Origin of the sequence: Thioalkalivibrio versutus, assembly GCF_001999325.1 — a bacterium.
GTDB lineage: Bacteria > Pseudomonadota > Gammaproteobacteria > Ectothiorhodospirales > Ectothiorhodospiraceae > Thioalkalivibrio > Thioalkalivibrio versutus.
Genome location: NZ_MVAR01000007.1, coordinates 64,049 through 84,007, shown reverse-complemented (window position 1 = coordinate 84,007; position 19,959 = coordinate 64,049). Strand labels below are relative to the sequence as shown.

13 protein-coding genes are annotated in these 19,959 nt (G+C 65.3%); 9 read left to right on the top strand and 4 right to left on the bottom strand.

Annotated elements, in window-relative coordinates:
- The first annotated feature begins 4 nt into the window (after positions 1-4).
- Positions 5-652: an SCO family protein gene (locus B0684_RS03030; protein ID WP_018168877.1), complete on the top strand. Its 648-nt coding sequence runs from the start codon at positions 5-7 to the stop codon at positions 650-652.
- A 282-nt stretch (positions 653-934) separates the two neighbouring features.
- On the opposite strand, the gene yihA is transcribed toward B0684_RS03030, so the two are convergent.
- A complete protein-coding gene (gene yihA / locus B0684_RS03025; protein ID WP_018175968.1) occupies positions 935-1,549 on the bottom strand; it encodes a ribosome biogenesis GTP-binding protein YihA/YsxC in 615 nt (204 codons plus the stop codon).
- A gap of 160 nt (positions 1,550-1,709) precedes the next feature.
- Here yihA and B0684_RS03020 point away from each other — a divergent pair, with 160 nt between their 5' ends.
- The 8 genes from B0684_RS03020 (at position 1,710) to B0684_RS02985 (ending at position 11,396) form a co-directional block, all read left to right on the top strand.
- Positions 1,710-2,333, top strand: coding sequence for a c-type cytochrome (locus tag B0684_RS03020; protein ID WP_018168875.1), 624 nt, complete (start codon positions 1,710-1,712; stop codon positions 2,331-2,333).
- 266 nt (positions 2,334-2,599) lie between these two features.
- Positions 2,600-4,669: a cytochrome c biogenesis protein ResB gene (locus tag B0684_RS03015; protein ID WP_018175967.1), complete on the top strand. Its 2,070-nt coding sequence runs from the start codon at positions 2,600-2,602 to the stop codon at positions 4,667-4,669.
- A 26-nt stretch (positions 4,670-4,695) separates the two neighbouring features.
- Complete coding sequence (gene ccsB, locus B0684_RS03010) at positions 4,696-5,868, top strand: c-type cytochrome biogenesis protein CcsB (protein ID WP_018168873.1); 1,173 nt, start codon at positions 4,696-4,698, stop codon at positions 5,866-5,868.
- Positions 5,869-6,501 (top strand): thiol:disulfide interchange protein DsbA/DsbL, encoded by a 633-nt coding sequence (locus B0684_RS03005; protein ID WP_018145046.1) that lies wholly within the window; start codon positions 5,869-5,871, stop codon positions 6,499-6,501.
- 27 nt (positions 6,502-6,528) lie between these two features.
- Entirely contained in the window at positions 6,529-8,169 is a 1,641-nt protein-coding gene (locus B0684_RS03000; RefSeq protein WP_018168871.1) for an acetolactate synthase large subunit, read from the top strand.
- A gap of 37 nt (positions 8,170-8,206) precedes the next feature.
- Complete coding sequence (locus tag B0684_RS02995; protein ID WP_018145044.1) at positions 8,207-9,088, top strand: endonuclease/exonuclease/phosphatase family protein; 882 nt, start codon at positions 8,207-8,209, stop codon at positions 9,086-9,088.
- A gap of 117 nt (positions 9,089-9,205) precedes the next feature.
- The gene (locus tag B0684_RS02990) at positions 9,206-10,492 is read left to right on the top strand and encodes a GGDEF domain-containing protein (RefSeq protein ID WP_018175966.1); all 1,287 of its coding nucleotides are present in this window, start codon (positions 9,206-9,208) and stop codon (positions 10,490-10,492) included.
- 19 nt (positions 10,493-10,511) lie between these two features.
- On the top strand, positions 10,512-11,396 hold the full coding sequence (locus B0684_RS02985; protein WP_018168869.1) for a carbohydrate kinase family protein: 885 nt from the start codon (positions 10,512-10,514) through the stop codon (positions 11,394-11,396).
- Between the two features lie 562 nt (positions 11,397-11,958).
- On the opposite strand, the gene B0684_RS02965 is transcribed toward B0684_RS02985, so the two are convergent.
- From B0684_RS02965 to B0684_RS02955, 3 genes are all read right to left on the bottom strand, one after another.
- Positions 11,959-13,383: an HlyD family type I secretion periplasmic adaptor subunit gene (locus tag B0684_RS02965; RefSeq protein ID WP_018649608.1), complete on the bottom strand. Its 1,425-nt coding sequence runs from the start codon at positions 13,381-13,383 to the stop codon at positions 11,959-11,961.
- Positions 13,384-13,391: 8 nt separating this feature from the next.
- Complete coding sequence (locus B0684_RS02960) at positions 13,392-15,545, bottom strand: type I secretion system permease/ATPase (RefSeq protein ID WP_018175964.1); 2,154 nt, start codon at positions 15,543-15,545, stop codon at positions 13,392-13,394.
- Positions 15,546-15,681: 136 nt separating this feature from the next.
- A complete protein-coding gene (locus B0684_RS02955) occupies positions 15,682-19,701 on the bottom strand; it encodes a calcium-binding protein (RefSeq protein WP_018649607.1) in 4,020 nt (1,339 codons plus the stop codon).
- Positions 19,702-19,959: the final 258 nt, after the last annotated feature.

Below are 19,959 nucleotides of genomic sequence, written 5' to 3'. Positions count from 1 at the left end.
CGACATGCAGCGCATTCCGCTGAGCAGCCTGTTATGGGCGCTGGCCGTGCTGGCGGCCGGTGCCCTGCTCGTCTTCGTGATGCTCCGCCCGGCACCGCCGCCCGTGCCCCAGGGGGCCGACCACGAACGCCTGCCGGTGGCGGATGCGGTATCCGGCGGGCCGATCGAACTGCCGGTATCCACCGAGGGCAACCGGTTCCGGCTCGCGGACCTGGAAGGGCAATACGTCTGGGTGTACTTCGGCTACACCGCCTGCCCGGATGCCTGCCCCACCAGCCTGGGCTGGATCAGCGCCGCGCTGGATCGCCTGCCCCCGGAACTGGAGGACAAGGTGGCCGCGGTACTGGTGAGCGTCGACCCGGAACGCGACGACGCCCAGCGCCTGGAAACCTACGTCGGCCACTTCCACCCGGCCATCCAGGCCGCCACGGGTCCCCACGAGGAGCTACGACCGATCACCGAACGCTACGGGGTGTTCTACGAGCGCACCGAGATCGACTCGGCCATGGGGTATGTGGTGGATCACAGCTCGTCCACCTACCTGATCGGGCCCGAAGGCGAACTACTGGAGATCCACCCGCACGGCACATCGGCAAGCGAGCTGATGGCCACCCTGCAGGCGCGAATCGAGGGCCGTGAGGGCCGCGAATAAGTTCGCCTCTTCCGCGCCGGACGCTTGTGTGAGCCTGGGGCAATCGATTCTGTGAACAAATTCGCAATCGAGACGGATCCGGCCGGAACTTTGCCCGGACGACGCTTTCTCACCTCATAAGCGCTCTAGCCCAGCGCGGCCCGCTTCTCTCCCTGAGCGGGCAATAGGCCTCTCCACCCCCTGTAGAGGCCGAAATTAGCCCCGGTCCCACCCCAAGGCCGGGGCTTCTTTTTGTCCAAGCCTCCTGACCCAACGCCTGACACCCGGCCCTATGCCCGTGGGTCAATCGGACTCGTGGTCAACCAGCCAGTCGCCGAGCAGGCCGCGCAAATCGTCCACGCCCTGGTTTTTCAGGGAAGAAAAGGTCTGCAGCGTCGCCTCCACGCCCATGACCTCGAGCTCGCCATGGGCCTTGCGCAGCTGCCGATCGGCCTCCTGGCGCGAGAGCTTGTCCGCCTTGGTCAACACACAGTGCAGGCGGCAGCGCTCCAGCGGGACCCACTCCAGCAGCTGGCGATCCAGGTCCGTCAGCGGGCGGCGGATATCCATGATCAGCACCAGCCCGATCAGGTTTTGGCGCGTCCGCAGATATGCCCCCAGCAACTGGTCCCACTCGGCCCGCTTGCCGGCCGAGACCTTGGCAAAGCCGTAACCCGGCAGGTCCACCAGCCGCCAGTGCTCTGCCGGCGGCAGACTGAACAGGTTGATCTCCTGGGTGCGTCCCGGTGTGCGCCCGACCCGCGCCAGCGCCTTGCGCCCGCACAGGGCATTCAGGGCACTCGACTTACCGGCATTGGAACGCCCGGCGAAGGCGATCTCGACGCCGGCATCCTCGGGGAGCTGGGATAGCTGAGCCACCCCGCGCATGAAGGCGGTCTCGCGGAATCGGGGTTGCATGGGGGGATACTGTCCTTGGCCGAGTGCGGGGCTCGGTTTATTTTTGAGTACAAATTAGCATTGTGCTATAAACTGCGCCCCTTATGTTGATCGCCCTGCCATGGGGCACAAGGAACGGGTCGAGACCCGGCACGCATTTACAAGCAGGAGATTCTCCATCATGAACCACAAGCTTTCCGCTCTCTTTGCTGCCCTGTCCGTATCCCTGCTGCTCCCGCTGTCGGCGGCCCAGGCGGGCGATCCTCAGCGCGGCCAGGAACTCTCCCAGTCCTGCGCGGCTTGCCACCAGGCTGACGGCAACAGCGTCAATCCGGAATGGCCCAAGCTCGCCGGCCAGCACCCGAAGTACACCACCAAGCAGCTGGAAGACTACAAGTCCGGCCGCCGTGAAAACTCGCTGATGGCCGGCCAGGTTGCCAACCTGGACGAGCAGGACATGCGTGACCTGTCCGCCTACTTCGCCGAGCAGAGCACCAGCAGCGGCACCGCCGACGAAGAAGTCGTCGAGCGCGGCGAACAGATCTACCGCGGCGGCATCCCGTCGCAGAATGTCGCCGCCTGCATCGCCTGCCACGGCCCCAACGGCAACGGCAACCCGGAAGCCATGTTCCCGGCCGTCGCCGGCCAGCACGCGCAGTACAGCGCCGACCAGCTGCGCTACTTCCGCAGCGGCGAGCGCGCCAACGATAACGGTCGCATGATGCGCAATGTCGCGCGCAACATGTCGGATTCCGACATCGAGGCCGTGTCCCAGTACATGGCCGGCCTGCAGACCGGTAACTGATCCGGTCCGCAGTTGTGCCGCGCAGGATGGGCGGCGAAGCGACCCAGGAAAGGGGCGGCCTCGGCCGCCCCTTTTTGTTGGGCGCAAGAAATACACGTTTTGCGGGAATGCCCTCGTAGCCATTTGCGTCATGGTGGGGCACGACCGAACTCCTCGGCACGCCATCGGTCCACCCAGTGCTCGCGGAACGCCCGTGCAGTTTGTCTTGGAAATTGAACCCCCTCGGGTTGCTTCGCATAGTCGCCAGGGTTAAAGCAGGTTTCAGAATGTCGAATATCGATCAGGCCGCAGACGCCGGCCCGTCCTCCGCATCTCGCCAGAAAGCCGCCCGCAAGCCGCGGCGTAGCCGCATCCTTGTGGATTTCATGGGCTCGATGACCCTGGCGATCACCCTGCTGGTGGCGCTGTCCATCGCCTCCGTGATCGGCACCGTACTGGTGCAGAACGAGCCCTATACGGAGTACCTGATGGATTTCGGGCCGTTCTGGCATGAGATCTTCGCCGGGATGGGCCTGTATCAGGTGTACTCCGCCACATGGTTCCTGCTGGTGGTGGCCTTCCTGGTCATCTCCACCTCCTTCTGCGTCTATCGCCAGTCGCCCGGACTGCTGAAGGACCTTCGCCGCTATAACCTGCAGGTCAAGGAAAAGTCCCTGCGCTCGTTTCACTCGAGCGCCACCGGCGACCTCGACCAGCCGCAGGACGAATTCGTCCAGCACGCCCATCGGGTGCTGAAGGCCCAGGGCTTCAAGGCCCGCGAGAAGAACAGCGATGGCCAGACCGTCATTGCCGCGATGCGCGGGCGCTGGAACCGCCTGGGCTACCTGCTGACCCATGTCGGCATTGTCGTCATCTGTGTCGGCGCCCTGGCCGATGGCACGACCCTGCTCAAGATCAACGAATGGCTGGGGAACCTGGAGATCGAGACCCGCAGCGTGCCGATCTCCGAGGTCCCGCGCTCGGCCTGGATCCCGGACTGGAACCCGTCCTTCCGCGGTTCGGTGGAGATCCCCGAGGGCGCCTCGGCCAACGTGGTCTTCCTGCCGATGCGGGAGGGCTATTTCGTCCAGGAACTGCCGTTCCGCATCGAATTGGAGGAGTTCCGCATTGAGCGCTTTTCCACCGGCGCCGAGAGCTCCTACGAATCGGACCTGATCATCCACGATCCGAACCGCGACGAGCCGCTGCGGCATACGATCTCGGTCAACTATCCGCTGATCTACAACGGCTACGCCATCTTCCAGGCCAGTTTTGCCGACGGCGGCACCCGCCTGGACATCGACGCCATCCCGCTGGGTGCCGAGGCGCTGCAAGCGCTCGAAGTCCCCGGCCGCGTGTTCCAGGAGATGGACATCCCGACCCCGGATGGCGATACCCGTACCATCGAATTCATCAATTTCCAGCTGGAGAACGTAGTCCCGCTCCTGAATGAAGAAGGCGTGCGCGAAAACCGGCACATGGGCCCGAGCTTCGACTTCCGCCTGATGGATCGCACCGGCCATGGCCTGTACTACCGCAACTACCAGCGCCCGGCCCTGCAGGAAGGGGCGATGTATTTCCTGAGCGGCGTGCGCGAGAGCCCGGCCGACGAGTTCCATTACCTGTTCCTGCCGGCCGATGCCGACAACTCGCTGGAACGTTTCCGCACCTATCTGGCCATGCTGCACAACCCGGAGGTGCGCAACGAGATCGCCCGCCAGGTCGCCCGTGACGACGACACCGTCGAGGGGTCGCAGAACCAGGCGATTGCGCAAACCGCGGCCGAACTGATGGGCCTGTTCGCCCAGGGCGGCTACATGGCCGTGCACAACGAGATCGAACGCCGCGTCCCGGCAGAACGCATCGAGGAAGTACGTGACCTGATGGTCCGCATCCTTCACGCCGGTCTTCAGGGGCTTTACATGGAGGTCCTGCAGGACGAGGGTGTGGTCTCGATCCAGGAAGAAGAACAGCGCTTCCTGGAGGACACGATCTCGGCGATCAACGCGATCAGCCTGTATCAGTCGCCGTTCTTCTTCCACCTGAAGGACTTCGAGCACCGCGAGGCCTCGGGCCTGCAGATCGCCCGCGCCCCGGGCCAGAGCACGGTGTACGTCGGCAGCACCATGCTGATTGTCGGGATCTTCCTGCTGTTCTACGTGTCCTATCAGCGCCTGTGGATCATGGCGCGGCGGCGCGAGGACGGCGAAGGCACCCACGTGGTGATGGCCGGCACCAGTAACCGCCATCAAGTGGAATTCGAGGAACGTTTCGCGCATCTTAAGCGCTGGATCATCGAGCAAAAGCCGGTCCGTTCGGACTCGGCTGGCGACGACAGTCACAACAAGAACGCCTGACCCGCGCGTAGCCGGAGGAGCACACCATGTCTGTACCCCACGAGGCCCTGGATTTCGAACGGCCCGGTTTCTTCCGCCAACTGCAGTTGCGCGACTGGGCCTACTTTGCACTGATGGCCGCCGTAGCGGTGATCTCGCTGACGTTCTACGGCGAGAACATGGACCGCTACGACATCGGCGGCCTGATCCTTGCGGTCGGCACCAGCGCCTGGATGGGCTGGTTCTGGCGCCCATGGCAGGCCTTCTCGATCATCGTCGGGGTGCTGGCGCTGTTCGGCATCTGGCTTTACGGCGACAGCCTGGCCGCCAACGAGACCAATTTCTGGCTGAACTACATCGGTTCCGGTCAGGCCGGCGTCATGTGGATGAGCGTGTTCCTCTATCTCTCCACCGTCGCCTATCTGATGGGCCTGTTCTCCAATTCCGATTTCCCCGCCCGCGTGGGTGCCGCCTTCGCCTGGGTCGGTGCTGGTGCGGGGGCCATGGCGCTGCTGGTGCGCTGGCGCGAGATCTACCTGACCGACCCGACCTGGGGCTACATCCCGGTGGCGAACCTCTACGAGGTGTTCATCCTGTTTGCGGCCCTGACCGCGCTGATGTACCTCTACTACGAGCAGCGCACCGGCTCGCGCAACATGGGTGCCTTCGTGATGCTCATCATCGCGGCCTCGGTCACCTTCCTGCTGTGGTACATGTTCACCCGCGACGCGCACATCGTCGAGCCGCTGGTGCCGGCGCTGAACAGCTGGTGGATGAAGATCCACGTACCCACCAATTTCGTGGGCTACGGCGGCTTTGCCATCGCCGCCATGCTCGGCGTCGCCTTCCTGATCCGCGATCGCCTGGAACGCACGCGGCCGGACGCCGCGATCACCCAGCGCATGCCGACCAAGGAGACGCTGGACAGCGTGATGTATAAGTCCATCGCGATCGGCTTCGCCTTCTTCACCCTCGCGACCGTGCTCGGCGCGATGTGGGCGGCCGAGGCCTGGGGCGGCTACTGGTCCTGGGACCCGAAGGAGACCTGGGCGCTGATCGTCTGGCTGAACTACGCGGCCTGGCTGCACATGCGCTTTACCAAGGGCTGGCGTGGCCCGACCATGGCCTGGTGGGCGATTGTGGGCCTGTTCATCACCACCTTCGCGTTCCTGGGCGTGAACATGTTCCTGTCCGGCCTGCATTCCTACGGAGAACTGTAAATGAAGCGTCGTGAATTCATGGGCGCCCTGGGCGGCGCCGGCCTGCTGCTCGCCACCGGTACCAGCCTCGCGGCCGAATACCGCGAAGGCCAGCACTACCGGGCCATCCAGCCGCCGCTCGACACCGGCCTGGAGGACGGCAAGATCCAGGTCGTCGAGATCTTCTGGTATGGCTGCCCGCACTGCTACGAATTCGAGCCCAAGGTCCAGGCGTGGAAGCCCGGCCTGGCCGACGACGTACAGTTCGAATACCTGCCAGCACCGATGAACGATGTCTGGGCGCTGCATGCCCGGGTGTACTACACCGCAGAAAAGCTGGGCGTGCTCGACGAGGTGCATCAGGCGTTCTACGACGCGATCCACGATCAGGGCCGCCAGCTGCGCTCGGAAAGCGCCATCCTGCGCTTCATCAACCAGCGCGGACTCGACGCCGACGAATTCCGCGAAACCATGCGCTCCGACGCGATTCGCCAGCGGATCGTCGAGGCCACCGAGGCGGTGCAGGACTACGCCGTGAGCGGCGTGCCCACCCTGGTCATCAATGGCGAGGCCAGCGTCTCCGCCAGCATGGCCGGCGGGCACGACGAAATGCTGGAGGTTGCCGACTACCTGATCGAACGTGCCCGCGGCTAACGCGGGCCCGCTCCGACGGGTTCGGCCATGAGCGATCCGACCACCGCCCAGCGTCTGGTCGAGTGCCTCGAACAGGAGGGCGTTGAACGCATCTTCGGCCTCCCCGGCGAAGAGAACATGGCCGTTCTCGACGCCCTGGCCGATTCCCCCATCGAGTTCGTCACCACCCGTCACGAGCAGGGCGCTGCCTTCATGGCCGACGTCCACGGGCGGCTGTCCGGCAAGGCGGGCGTCTGTCTGGCGACCCTGGGACCCGGCGCCACCAACCTGATCACCGGCGTCGCCGACGCCAACATGGATCACGCCCCCCTGGTCGCAATTGCCGGCCAGGCCAGCACCCATCGGCTGCACAAGGAATCGCACCAGGTCCTCGACCTGAAGGGCCTGTTCCAGCCGATCACCAAGTACAGCTCACAGGTGCTGGAACCCGAGATCCTGCCCGAGGTGATCCGCAAGGCCTTCAAGTGGGCCGAAGGCGGCAAACCCGGTGCCAGCTTCATCGAGCTGCCAGAGAACATCGCCTCACTGCCGTGCCCGAATCCACCCTTGCCGGTACATGCCGGCCCGGCCGCCGTACCGGCCGAAGCCTCCCTGGAGGCGGCCGCACGCCTGCTGAACGAGGCCCGGCACCCGCTGATCCTGGCCGGGAACGGCGTGATCCGTTCCGGCGCCAGCGGCGCCCTGGCCATGCTCGCCAGCGCCCTGAACATTCCGGTCGCCAACACCTTCATGGCCAAGGGCGTACTGCCGTTCCGCCACCCGCTGGCGCTGGGCTCGGTCGGCCTGCAAAGCCAGGACTTCGTGAATTTTGGCTTCCACAAGGCCGATGTGATCGTCTGCATCGGCTACGACCTGGTCGAATACCCGCCCAGCTTCTGGCATCCGGACGCCGACCGGACCCTGATCCATATCGACTCCGCGCCTGCCGAGATCGACGGTCACTACAATGTGACCGCCGAGGTACTGGGCGATCTGACGACCTGCCTGCACCGCCTGGCGGAACAGGTGAGCCCCCGCGAAGAGACCATCCTGCGCCCGCTACGCCAGAGCCTGATCGACGACATGAACGAGCACCGCAACGACACCCAGGTGCCGCTCAAGCCGCAAAAGCTGATCTGGGATCTGCGCACCGCCGCCGACCTCGACGCGATCATGATCACCGATGTGGGCGCGCACAAGCTCTGGATGGCGCGCATGTTCCGCTGCGAGCTGCCCAATACCTGCCTGATCTCCAATGGCTTTGCCAGCATGGGGATCGCGCTCCCGGGCGCCATTGCCGCCGCCAAGCTCCACCCCGAACGCCAGGTGGTCGCGGTCACCGGCGATGCCGGCTTCCTGATGAACGTGCAGGAACTGGAAACGGCGGTTCGCCTGGGCCTCAACTTCGTTGTGCTGATCTGGAACGACAACGCCTACGGCCTGATCGAGTGGAAGCAGGTGCGCGAATATGGCCGCAAGGCTTTCGTCGAGTTCGGCAATCCGGACTTCGTGCAGCTGGCGCAGTCGTTTGGGGCGCAAGGCGTGCGCATCGAACCCGGCGACAGCCTGGAGATGGCGCTGCGCGAGGCCCTGGTAACACCCGGGGTCACGATCATCGACTGCCCAGTGGACTACAGCGAGAACATGAAGCTGACGGAACGTTTGGGCGAACTGGTTTGTCCATTCTGACAACGCGGACTTCCCCGCCAGCAGGAGACGACCCGCGATGACCTCGATCGCGTCCGGCCATGATCGCACCGCGCCCACCGGGCCCGAGGGCGCGACACAACCGGAAGCCTCCACCCCGGAACGCCTGGGATATCACCACGAGCAGGGCAGCCAGCGCCTGCGGCTCTTGAGCTTCAACGCCCAGGTCGGCATCCACTCCTCCCGGTTGCATCACTACCTGACCAACAGCTGGAAGCACGTGCTCCCCTACGGTGGGCGCATGGACAACCTCGACCGGGTGGCACGCTTTATCTCGGAGTTCGACATCGTCGGTGTGCAGGAACTGGACGGGGGTAGCCTGCGCAGCAACTTCGTCGATCTGGCCTCCTATCTCTCCGAACGTGCGCAGTTCCCGTATACCTACAACCGGATCAACCGCGATCTGGGGCAGTTCGCCAAGCACTCCCTCGCCCTGTTCTCGCGCTTGGAGCCGGACCGGGTGGAGATGCACCGTCTGCCCGGAGCGCTGCCCGGCCGTGGCGCGATTGAGGCCCGCTACGCCATGGGCGACGGCGAGGAGCTGGTGCTGTTCCTGCTGCACCTGGCCCTGGGCAAGCGCACGCGGAAATCCCAGCTGGCCTACGTCGCGGAGCATATCCAGGATTTTCCACATGCGATCGTGATGGGCGACCTCAACTGCCAGCAGGACAGCGAGGAACTGCGGCAACTGGTCGCGCGTACCGGGTTGATGGAGCCGATGGCCTGCCCGGCCACCTATCCCGCCTGGGACCCGCGCCTGGTGTTCGACCACATCCTGCTGACCCCCGACCTGCACGTCAGCGACGTGCGTGTCTACAACGTGGCGCTCTCCGACCACCTGCCGGTCGGTATCGAGATCGAACTGCCGCAGCGCCAGGCCCTTCATGATCCAGCGCACTAAACCGATGCCGAAAGACGGGTACGGTTCGAGCGCTAGTGGGTACATTAGTCCGTGTTTCCCTGGCATCCACCCCATTTCCGCGCTTAAATAGGCGCGCCTACTATCCGGGATTTCCCGATGTCCGATAGCGATCTGCGCAAGACCATTATCGAGCTCGAGCGCTCGCTGGATCGGGAGCGAGCCCTGCAGGACGCGATCCGCCGCGTCGCCCTGCGATCGCTCGCGGTGGTCTCCGCGAAGGTGCCGGCACTGGAAGGCGCCGTGCGCGACCTGACCCGCGCCATCGAATCCGACCCCGGCGACACCGCCTGGCTGGATCGCTTGAGCGGCCAGCTGGCCGACGCCGTGCGCTCCAGCGATCAGCGAGAGGACCTGGCCGACGGCATCCTCGCGGTCGTCCAGCGTGGCCTGCTCGGCTTCGAATTCCTCGACCCCGAGCTGGAGGCCCTCACCCGGGCCGCCGATCGGCGCGACAAGGCAGAGATCGAACGCACCCTCACACGCCTGTTCTCGGTGATGCACGACAAGTGCGAGCAGGCAATGACGGAGCGCGAAGAACTCACCGAGGTCGTCGGCGAGATCTGGCACCGCCTGGAAGACGTGGATACCGCCCTGTCCGAAGACGAGGCGCGCGGCCAGCGCGCCCGGGAATCGGTCTCCGAGCTGCACGCGGGGATCTCCGGGGATGTCGAGCACATCAAAGGCCGGGTGGTCGACGTCGAGGACCTCGCGACGCTGCGCACCGAGGTGACCCGCGGTCTCGACCGCATGGTGGAGCGCGTCACCACGTTTCGGAACGAGCAGGAAGACGAACTGCAGGTGGTGCAGGAACGGAACCGCCTCCTGCGCTCCAAGGGCCGCAGCCTGGAGGGTCAGGTGCAAGCACTGCGCAACCGGCTGGAGCAGGCGCGCGCCGAAGCCAGTCGCGACAGCCTCACCGGCCTGCCCAATCGAATGGCCTTCGAACAGCGGCTGGAGCAACTCCCCGCAGAACTCGAGAAATCGGGCGCGGCCTCGCTGCTGGTCTGGGACATCGACCACTTCAAGACCATCAATGACGAGTACGGCCACACTGCCGGCGACAAGGTCCTGCGGGCGGTCGCCGAGATCCTGGCCGAGGGCGTGCGCGAGCCGGATTTCGTCGCGCGCTACGGCGGGGAGGAATTCGTGATGATCATCCATCGCGAGCCTGACGCTGCATACAGCCAGGCCAATACCATCCGCGACGCTGTGGACCGTCTGATCGTGCGCTCCGGCAAGACGCGTCTGAAGGTCACCATCTCCGCCGGGCTGGCCGGAATCGATCCCGCCGCCGCCCCGGAGGCGATATTCGATGCCGCCGACCACGCGCTGCTACAAGCGAAAAAGCGAGGCCGTGACCGCATCGAGCGGGCCGGCGACTGATCCACTGCCGAGGGAACCCATGAACGGCACGCCTCAACCCCACCTGATCTTCGGCGAAGTCCTGTTCGATTGCTTCCCCGACGGTACGCGCGTCCTCGGCGGCGCGCCCTTCAACGTCGCCTGGAACCTGCACCAGCTGGGCGAGGCCGCCTGTTTCGTGGGCGGAGTCGGGGACGACGCGGACGGCCGCAGCATCCGCGAGCGCATGAACCGCATCGGGATGGACACCCGCGGCCTGTACAGGCACCCCGCGGCCCCCACCGGCCAGGTCCGCATCGCCCTGGAAGACGGCGAACCGACCTACACCATCGTCCCTGACCAGGCCTATGACACCGTTCCGGCGGAATGGGCGGACCAGCTGCCGGACACCGCGGGCCTCCTCTATCACGGCACGCTCGCCCTGCGCGCGGACAACCGCGAGCTACTGGAACGGTTACAGGCCCGCGCACAACATCGTTTCGTCGACGTGAACCTGCGCGCACCGTGGTACCAGCCTGACGACGTCCTCGCGCTGATGCGCGGGGCCGACGTGGTCAAGCTGAACACCGACGAGGCGGCCACGCTGGCCCCCGACGTCGCCGCACCGGAGCGCTCGGCGGCGCTCCTGGAACGCGCCGCGATCCGCTCCGCCCTGATCATCACCCACGGCGCCGACGGCGCAGCCATCCACACCACCGATGGCCAGCACTGGCAGGCCCCAGCCCCCGCGGTCGACGGCTTCCGCGACGCCGTAGGCGCCGGCGACGCCTTCGCCAGTGTCGCCATCATCGGCCAGCAACACGGTTGGCCCTGGGCGACCACGCTGGAGCGCGCGCTCGGGTTCGCAGCCGCCGTCTGCTCCCTGCAGGGCGCCACCAGCGAAGACTCCGACTTCTACCACCGCGCCCGCACCGCCTGGAGCTAATCGCTCCCTTCGCACAAACAATGCCCCGCGCACAAAAACCGGCGGCAATCTGACTCCAGAGAAGGGACTCAGCCCATCCTCACGACACTGGGCAGCGATGAGAGCCAAGCCGAGCATGTATCGCTTGTGGGCATTACAACCCCGCAACTAACCCAATGGGACGCTGATCGCTTTGCAGCTCGCCCATACAGCGCGGTGACAGATCATTAACCGTGCCCTGTCAGTACACAGACCGACTCCAACACGAACGTTTCCATCATGCGATGCCGCCCTATCGCCTAGGGAGACGCTGATTGAATCGCGCGCTCGCGTTGGTGCCCCCTGTTTTCCGAGACAAGGCGCGTCGTGCAGCGCGTAGTGGTTCTACCCGCAAGCGGCGCAACGAAGGATCGGGGAACAGGGGGCACCAACCCGACAAGTGATTGAAAGAGCGGGCTCGGCCGCTTTTGCGCGCGCACGGCGTTGCTGCTCCCTTGTGCAGAATGACTGCACGGCAGTCACCGCGCCTTGTGCGCACGCAAAAGCGACTCGAGCGCGAGCGCGCGATTCAATCAGCGTCTCCCTAGCGCTCCCCCAGGCTCTCGTTGGCGGCGCGCAGCAACGGCGCGAGGAAGTACTCGATGATCCGGCGGTAACCGATCTTGATCTCGACCGTCGCCATCATGCCCGGTGCGATGCGCACCGCCTCGCCATGGACATCCACGGTGTCCTGCTCCAGGCGGACACGTACCACAAAGACCAGTCCCTGTTGCTCGTCCTGCACCGCATCCTGCGAGACGTCCGTCACCACACCGTCGATGGTGCCGTACTTGGTATAGGGGAACGTCTGCAGCTTGACCTCGGCCTCCTGGCCGGCCCGGACAAAGCCGATGTCCTTGTTGGGCAGGGTGGCCTCGACTTCGACGGCCCCGTCCTCGGGAACCACGACCATCAACGGACGGGCTGGCTCCACGACCCCACCCACCGTGTGCACCGCCAGTTGCTCGACCGTGCCATCCACGGGGGCCCGCAGGCGGGTCAGTTCGTCCAGGCGGCGCGCCTTGATCAGGTCCTGGCGCAGCGACTCGGCGTCCGAACGCGCCCGGTGCAGAATATCCAGCGCCTCACGACGACTCTCCGCGCGCAAGGCCTCGCGTTGTTCCCGGACTTCGTGCAGCGCCGCTTCCGCCTCGGCCAGGCGCGCGCGCTGGGCGATCAGTTGATGCGTCGTCTCGATGTAGTTCTGTTCCAGCTCCAGTTGTTCGTGCGCCGCGGCCAACCCCTGGTCGGATAACTGGCGAAAATCCTCGCTGCGACGGCGGATGATGGGCAGGGTGTTTTCCAGGCTGATCACCATCGCCCGGGTCGCCTCCACCTCCTGCTGACGCCGGGCCGTTTCCGCCTGGAGTTGCTGGATCCGTGCACGGTAGTGGTGGACATGCCCGACCAGCACGCGCTCCTCGAGCCGCCTTGCGTTTTCCGGGACGGGGTAGCCGGTGTTGAGAAGCGGGATTCCTTCCTCCGCCTCCAGGGCTTCGAGAAAGGCCTCCGACCGCGCGGCGGTGAGTCGCGTGGAACGATACTCAACGCCCAGGCGCTCCAGATCGGCCCCGGGCAGGGTCGGATCCAGCTCGATCAGGATCTCTCCCGCCTTCACGCGCTGGCCGTCGCGCACGTGGATAGCATGCACGCTGGCCGTCTCGGTAGCCTGGATCGTCTGGGTACGTCCATCCGGTACCACTCGGCCCTCGGCAACCGCCACGATGTCCATGCGCCCCAGGGTCGCCCAGATCAGCGCGAGTACCGCCAGCAAAAGGATGGCGCCGACAATCACCCGGGGCAGTGGATGCACGGGCGTCTCCTGCAGGGAGAGGGCCGCGGGCATGAACTCATGCTCGTGTGTCTGGCGGCGCGGCGGATCCATTTCCCGCCGCCGCGCCCAGGCACGGGCGAATACCCGTCGATAGCGTCCTCCCAGGTCACCCCAGGCCTTGCGCAGAATGCCCATGCCGTCCCTCACTCTCGCTGCATGCGCAGCAGACCCGCATAAAAGCCGCCCTCGCGCCCCGCCAGTTCGTCATGGCTACCGGACTCGATGATCTGGCCGTGCTCCATGGCAATGATGCGATCGCTACGGCGTACCGCGCTCAACCGGTGCGCAATAATGATGACCGTGCGCCCGCGCGCAATGTGCTGCATGTTCTGCTGAATGAGCCGCTCCGACTCGTAGTCCAGCGCGCTCGTGGCCTCGTCGAAGATCAGGATGCGGGGATCGTTCATCAGCGCCCGGGCGATCGCAATGCGCTGGCGCTGCCCGCCGGAGAGGCTGGAGCCGTGCTCACCCACGGTTGTGTCATATCCCTCGGGCGTTTCCAGGATGAAGTCATGCGCGCCCGCCTGGCGGGCGGCGGTCATCACCTGCTCCAGCGATGCGCCCGGACTGGCCAGGGCGATGTTCTCGCGAATCGACCGGTTGAAGAGCATGTTCTCCTGTTGCACGACCCCGATCTGGCGGCGCAGCGAGCTGATCTCGGCCACCGCCAGGTCGGTCCCGTCCACCAGCACGCGCCCGCGTTCGGGGACGTACATCCGCGCCATCAGTTTGGCGAGCGTGCTCTTGCCCGAGCCCGAGCGACCCACCACGCCCAGCACTTGGCCGGGCGGGATCTCCAGGCTGAGCCCGCGCAGCACCTCGGGGCCGTCGGGCCGGTAACGGAAATGCACCTGATCGAACTCGATGCGCCCCTCCAGACGCGGCAGGTTGCTGCGGTTGGCGAACGAGGACTCGGTCGGCGCGTTGAGGATGTCGCCAAGACGCTGCATGGAGATCCCCACCTGCTGGAAGTCGGTCCACATATTGGCTAGCCGCATGATGGGTTGTGCCACGCGGGCCGCCAGCATGTTGAAGGCGATCAGCTGGCCGACGGTCAGGTCCCCCTCGATGACCAGGCGGGCCCCGAGCCACAACGTACCCACCGTGACCAGCTTGCCCACCAGCGAGATCAACTCGCGGGCGATGGTCGACAGACGTGTGGTGTGCAGCCCGGCCGAGACATAGCCCGCCAGCTGCTCGTCCCATTTCTTGGTGGTCTGCGGCTCCACCGCCATGGTCTTGAGGGTGTCGATGCCGTTGATGCTCTCGACCAGGAAGGCCTGGTTCTCGGCCCCGCGGTTGAACTTCTCGTGCAGGCGCGCCCGCAGCGGTGGCGTGATCAGCACCGAGATCAGTACGTACAGCGGGAGCGAGGCGATCACGATCAGCGTCAGCCACCCGCTGTAGAGCAGCATCACGGCGATGAAGACGACCGAAAACAACAGGTCCAGCACCAGCGTCAGCGCATTGCCGGTCAGGAATTCGCGGATGTTTTCAAGCTCCCGCACGCGGGCCACCGAGTCCCCGACTCGACGTGACTCGAAATAGCCCATGGGCAGGTGGATCAGGTGGCGAAACAGGCTCGCCCCGAGCTCGACATCGATGCGGCTGGCGGTGTGCGCCAGGATATAACTGCGCAACCCGGACAGCACCACCTCGAAGACCATCACCGCCAGCAGGCCGATCGCCAACACATCCAGCGTGGTCAGGCTGCGATGGACCAGCACCTTGTCCATCACCACCTGGAAGAACAGCGGCGTGACCAGGGCAAAGATCTGGAGGAAAAACGAGGCGAGCATCACCTCGCCCAGCAGCTTGCGGTGCTTGACCAGCGCCGGGACGAACCAGGTGAAGTCGAACTTGCCCAGTTCCGCCCTGAGCAAGGCCCGGGAGGTGAGCAGGACCAGCTCGCCGGACCACAGCTCTTCTAGCGCCTCCCAGGACATTCGCTCCGCCTGTCCCCGGCCAGGGTGCTGCACCAATACGCCCTGCTCGCCGACGCGCGCCAACACGAAAAAGCGCCCGTCGGTAGCCTGAGCGATCGCGGGCAGGGGCGTGTGCTCGAGCCGCGCTAGTTTCGTCCGGACCCGCTTGGCCTTGAGCCCCAGATGCCGTGCACCGTGCAGGATGCGATCGAAATCGAATGGCTGACCATCCGGGGCAAACTCATGGCGCAGCTGCGCCGGGTTGGCCGGCACCCCGTGATACTGCGCCAGCATCGCCAGCGCGGTCAGTCCTGTGTCGAGGGCCCCGTTCTCGTCGTGCGGGTCCGGGGCGGCCTTCCCTGGCGAATCCATGCTGCCTCGCTTGATCCGTCACCGGCATCCGTGCCGGGGACATGCAAAAGCCGGCGGCCCGCTTAATCGGGCCGCCGGAGTTGAACTGGAAAAGCGGGGCGGCCGCGAAGAACCGGCCCCGCGGGTGGCTACCGCTTCATTGCCACGCGGAAGCGACCACGGGCTGGAGCTGCTCCCGGTACGCCTCGGGGATGCGGGTCTCGTCCGCACTCGGCGGGTCGAACGCGGCCATAGCCTGCACCAGCTTGTTGACCTCGGACGCCGCCAATACCTCACCGCTTGAGAGTTCCACCTGATCCAGGGTCTCGCCCTGCGGACCAAACCACGCATCCACCGTGACGCGGTCATCCGTGCCGATCACCTCCACGGCCAGGTCGCGACCGTCCTGGCGGAACCAGAGCTGGTCCGCCGCGATATCCTCGCCCAGGAGCAGGGTGTCCTCTCCCGGGTCGCGGGCGCGCTCGACGATCCGGTCGTGCCCGTCTCCGCGCTCGAAGAAATAGGTATCGCTGCCCGCGCCACCGTACAGGACATTGCTACCGCGACCGCCGTGGATGAAGTTGTCACCACCCTCGCCGCGCAGGACATTGTCGCCGTCGTTGCCGATCAGGGTGTTGTCGAGCTCGTTGCCCCGGCCCCAATAGTCACCGTCCCCGGTCAGGGTAAGGTTCTCCACGTGATCGGGCAGCCGGAAGTGGGTCTCCGCCTTCACGGTATCCGTGCCACCACCTTCCTGCGCGATCACCTTCGTGCCCGGGTTGCTGACCACGTACGTGTTGTCCCCGTCACCCCCGTACAGGAAGTTGGCGGAGCGGCTGCCGCCCACCAGCACGTTGTTGCCGCTGACGCCGTAGAGGTGATTGGGGCGTTCCGTGCCGATGATGATGTTGTCCTCGTCGTTGCCGCGCCCGACCCGGGCATCGCCCACTAGCGTCAGGTTCTCCACGTTGTCCGGCAGGGTGTAGTCGAAGGGGCTGATCACCGTGTCGTTGCCCTGGTTCGGCTTTTCGATGACCACGTCCTCCTCGCTGTTGAGGATGTAGGTGTTGTCGCCCCGGCCACCGGCCATCACGTTCGCGCCGGCCACGCCGTTGAGAACGTTGTCGCCATTGTTGCCCTGGATGTAGTTGTCCAGCTCGTTGCCGGTCCCGTCGATATCGGCCCAACCGGTGAGGATCAGATCCTCCACATTGTCGGGAAGGGCGTAGGTCACCGAGGACCGGATGGTGTCGTGGCCCTCGCCGGACTGTTCGATCACCACGTCGTCCTCGCTGTTGACCACGTAGATGTCGTCGCCCGCGCCGCCGATCATGATATTGGCACCGGCGCGGCCGTCGATGTAGTTGTCGCCCTCCACGCCATTCAGCACGTTGTCGCCGGTGTTGCCGGTGATCACGTTGTCCAGCGTGTTGCCCGTGCCATCCAGATCCGCGCCGCCCATCAGTGTCAGGTTGTTCACGCTGTCCGGCAGGACATAATCGATGTACGAGTGCACGGTGTCGTTGCCCTCGCCGGGCTGTTCGATCACCAGGTCGTCGTCGCTGCGCACCACATAGGTGTCGTCGCCGGCACCGCCAATCATGACGTTGGCGCCGCCACGACCATCGATGTAGTTGTTGCCCGCCACGCCGTGCAGCACGTTGTCGCCGGTGTTGCCGGTGTTGCCGATGAGCTCGTTGTTCAGCTCGTTGCCCGTGCCATTAAGATCCTCGCTGCCCAGCAGGTGCAGGTTCTCCACGTTGTCGGGCAGGACGTAGTCGATGTGGGACTGGACGGTGTCGTTCCCCTCGCCCGGCTGCTCGATCACCACGTCGTCGGTGCTGTGCACCACGTAGGTGTTGTTGCCGCGGCCGCCGATCATGGTGTTGGCACCCGCGACCCCGTCGAGCCGGTTGCTGCCGGAGTTCCCGATCAGGACGTTGTCCAGTTCGTTGCCGGTGGCGTTGACCCCGCTACGGCCCAGCAGCGTCAGGTTGTGGAGGTTGTCGGACAGGGTGAACGACACGTGCGACTGCACGGTGTTGATGCCATCCGCCGATTCCGCGATCACCTGATCATCCCGGTGCCGGACCACGAACAGGTTGTCGCCTTCGCCACCCACCAGCACGTCAGCATCCCGACCGCCGTGCAACCAGTTGTCGCCGGAGCCACCGGTCAGGGTGTTTTCGCCTTCATTGCCCACCAGGATGGCGTTCTCCGTCCCGCCGGTCAGCTCGTCGCCCTGGGTCGAGCCGAGCTGTAGCAGGGACAGGTCGAAGCTGTGGCCATCCGCGAAGCGCAGGGTGTTGATACGGTGGCGCTCGGCATCGGCACTGCCGAACCAGTTTTCGATGGTGATGCTGTCACGACCGTTGCTGTGCGCCAGCACCAGCGAACTGCCCTCGGCGCGGATGTCCAGATCGCCGGCGCGAATCTCCGGGCCGAACTCCAGCACGCTGTGGCCGCTGTCGCCGTGCATCTCGATAATCGTGTTGTGGCCCTGGCCGACATCGAAACGGTAGGTGTTGTTGCCGGCACCGCCATACAGGATGTCGTTGCCCGAGCCGGCCTGCAGCACGTCATCGCCATCACCGCCCAGCAGCCAGTCGCCGCCGGAACCGGCGGTAAGCTCCGCACCGTCGTTGCCCCCAAACACGATCTCGGAGGCGGCCGTACCTTCACCGTCGGCGCGCACCCCGTCCCAGCCGAAGTCGGCCAGGGCATCCTGCACCGCCGGATCATCACCTGCCTGCGCGAGCCAGTCGCGCAGCACGCCATGGCTGTCGAAGCCCATGGGCGAGAGCTGTTCGCCGGTCGCGCGCTGCAGTTCCAGAAGGTCCGCCACGCCACGGGCCGGGTCCGCATCGAACTGCTGCTGCAGGGCCTCCGTGGTGCCCGCGAAGTCGATGCGGATACCGTCTTCATCGAAGACCAGGTCCATCCCTTCCAGATAGGGCGCCAGATGGGTCTGGCGCATCATCTGCCCGTACATGGTCGTCTGCAGAATGTCGAAGCCGGCGCGCAGCTCACCCGAAGCCATGACCCTCGGGTCGGGGCTGCCATGCTGGCGGAACTCCCGCCCCAGAAACGCCTCCAGGGTGGCGACCTTGCGCCCGTCGATATGGGAGCCCCGGCCCTCCGGGTCCACGTCACTGACGCCCGCCCACTCGTACAGCAGGTTCTCCATGCGGGCTTCACGAGCCTTCACGTCCGTCTCGGCCATAAAGGCCTCGACCTGCTCGCGGAGCTGGCCGCTGTCGTCCCGCACCAGCGCCTGATGCAGATCATGCACCTCGCCGTAGCCCATTAGGTCGGGCAGGGTGGCGATGTCTTCCGGCACGTCCAGGCGCTCGCGCGCCTCGGTCTGCGCGGTGTCCTGGATGAACCACACGTCCGTGGCCTCGCCTTCGCGGCCGTCCGCCCACTCGAACCGGCCGATCTGGCGATGTTCGTTGCCATGCTCATCCACGTAGGTGGAGTTGGTGTAGCCCAGATCGATGGAACCGATGCCGACTTCGTCCAGGGTCAACAGTTCACCGTCGTCGACCTCGCCGTTGCCGTTGGTGTCCTGCCACAGGCGCAGGTCGCCCCAGGCCTCGTCGCCCGGGTCGATGCGGCCATTGCCGTTGGTGTCGTGGATCGCCAGCGCCTCGAAGCCGTTCATGGCGGTCACGCCTTCCTCAATCTCGCTGGCATTGCCGAACAACTCGCTGCCGGTCTCGATCTCTTCGTTCCCGGTCAGGTCCATCGCCAGCAGCGCATCCGCAGGCCCCACCCAGCCGGTCGCCTGCGCAAACCCGTCGCCGTTGTGATCGAACTGCACCCCGGCCTCCAGACCGAGCGTGGAGATACCGTTGCCGTCCAGGTCCAGGATGATGGGGGAGGCGTGGGATTCGCCGCGGTTGAAGAAGTCTCGCACGTCATTGATGAAGTTATTGGTCCAGAAGCCCCAAGCAGACCGCACCATATCCCGAACCGCATCGGCCGCTGCCTGGGCCCAATCCACCGAATCGTCCCACGTATCCGCCACCGCCTCTTTGGTCCTCTCAAAGACGTCTGCAACGCCTTCCGTCACGCGATCCCATTGATCCCCGAACCATTCGGTCGCAGCATCAATCTTATCATTGATCGAATTCAGATTATCTCGCAGCCAATCGGTAACCCGCTCATCTTTCAACCATTCCGCTGCAAAATGCCCAGCAACGGCACCTACCGTAGCCGCGATGGCAGCTGTAGCAGCCACAGGGAATACCCCGGCTAACACAACACCCGTCCCGGCGGAGACAGCCACCCCAACCGCAATGCTCGTCGCAACCTTAGCGACTTTTGACGAGTCGCCTTCCGCTGCAGCTATGCCAAGATGTATAATGTTCAAAACACCGGCCCGCGTGTACGAAAACGCTCTGAATGATTTCAGATCGTCGTTTGACATCCC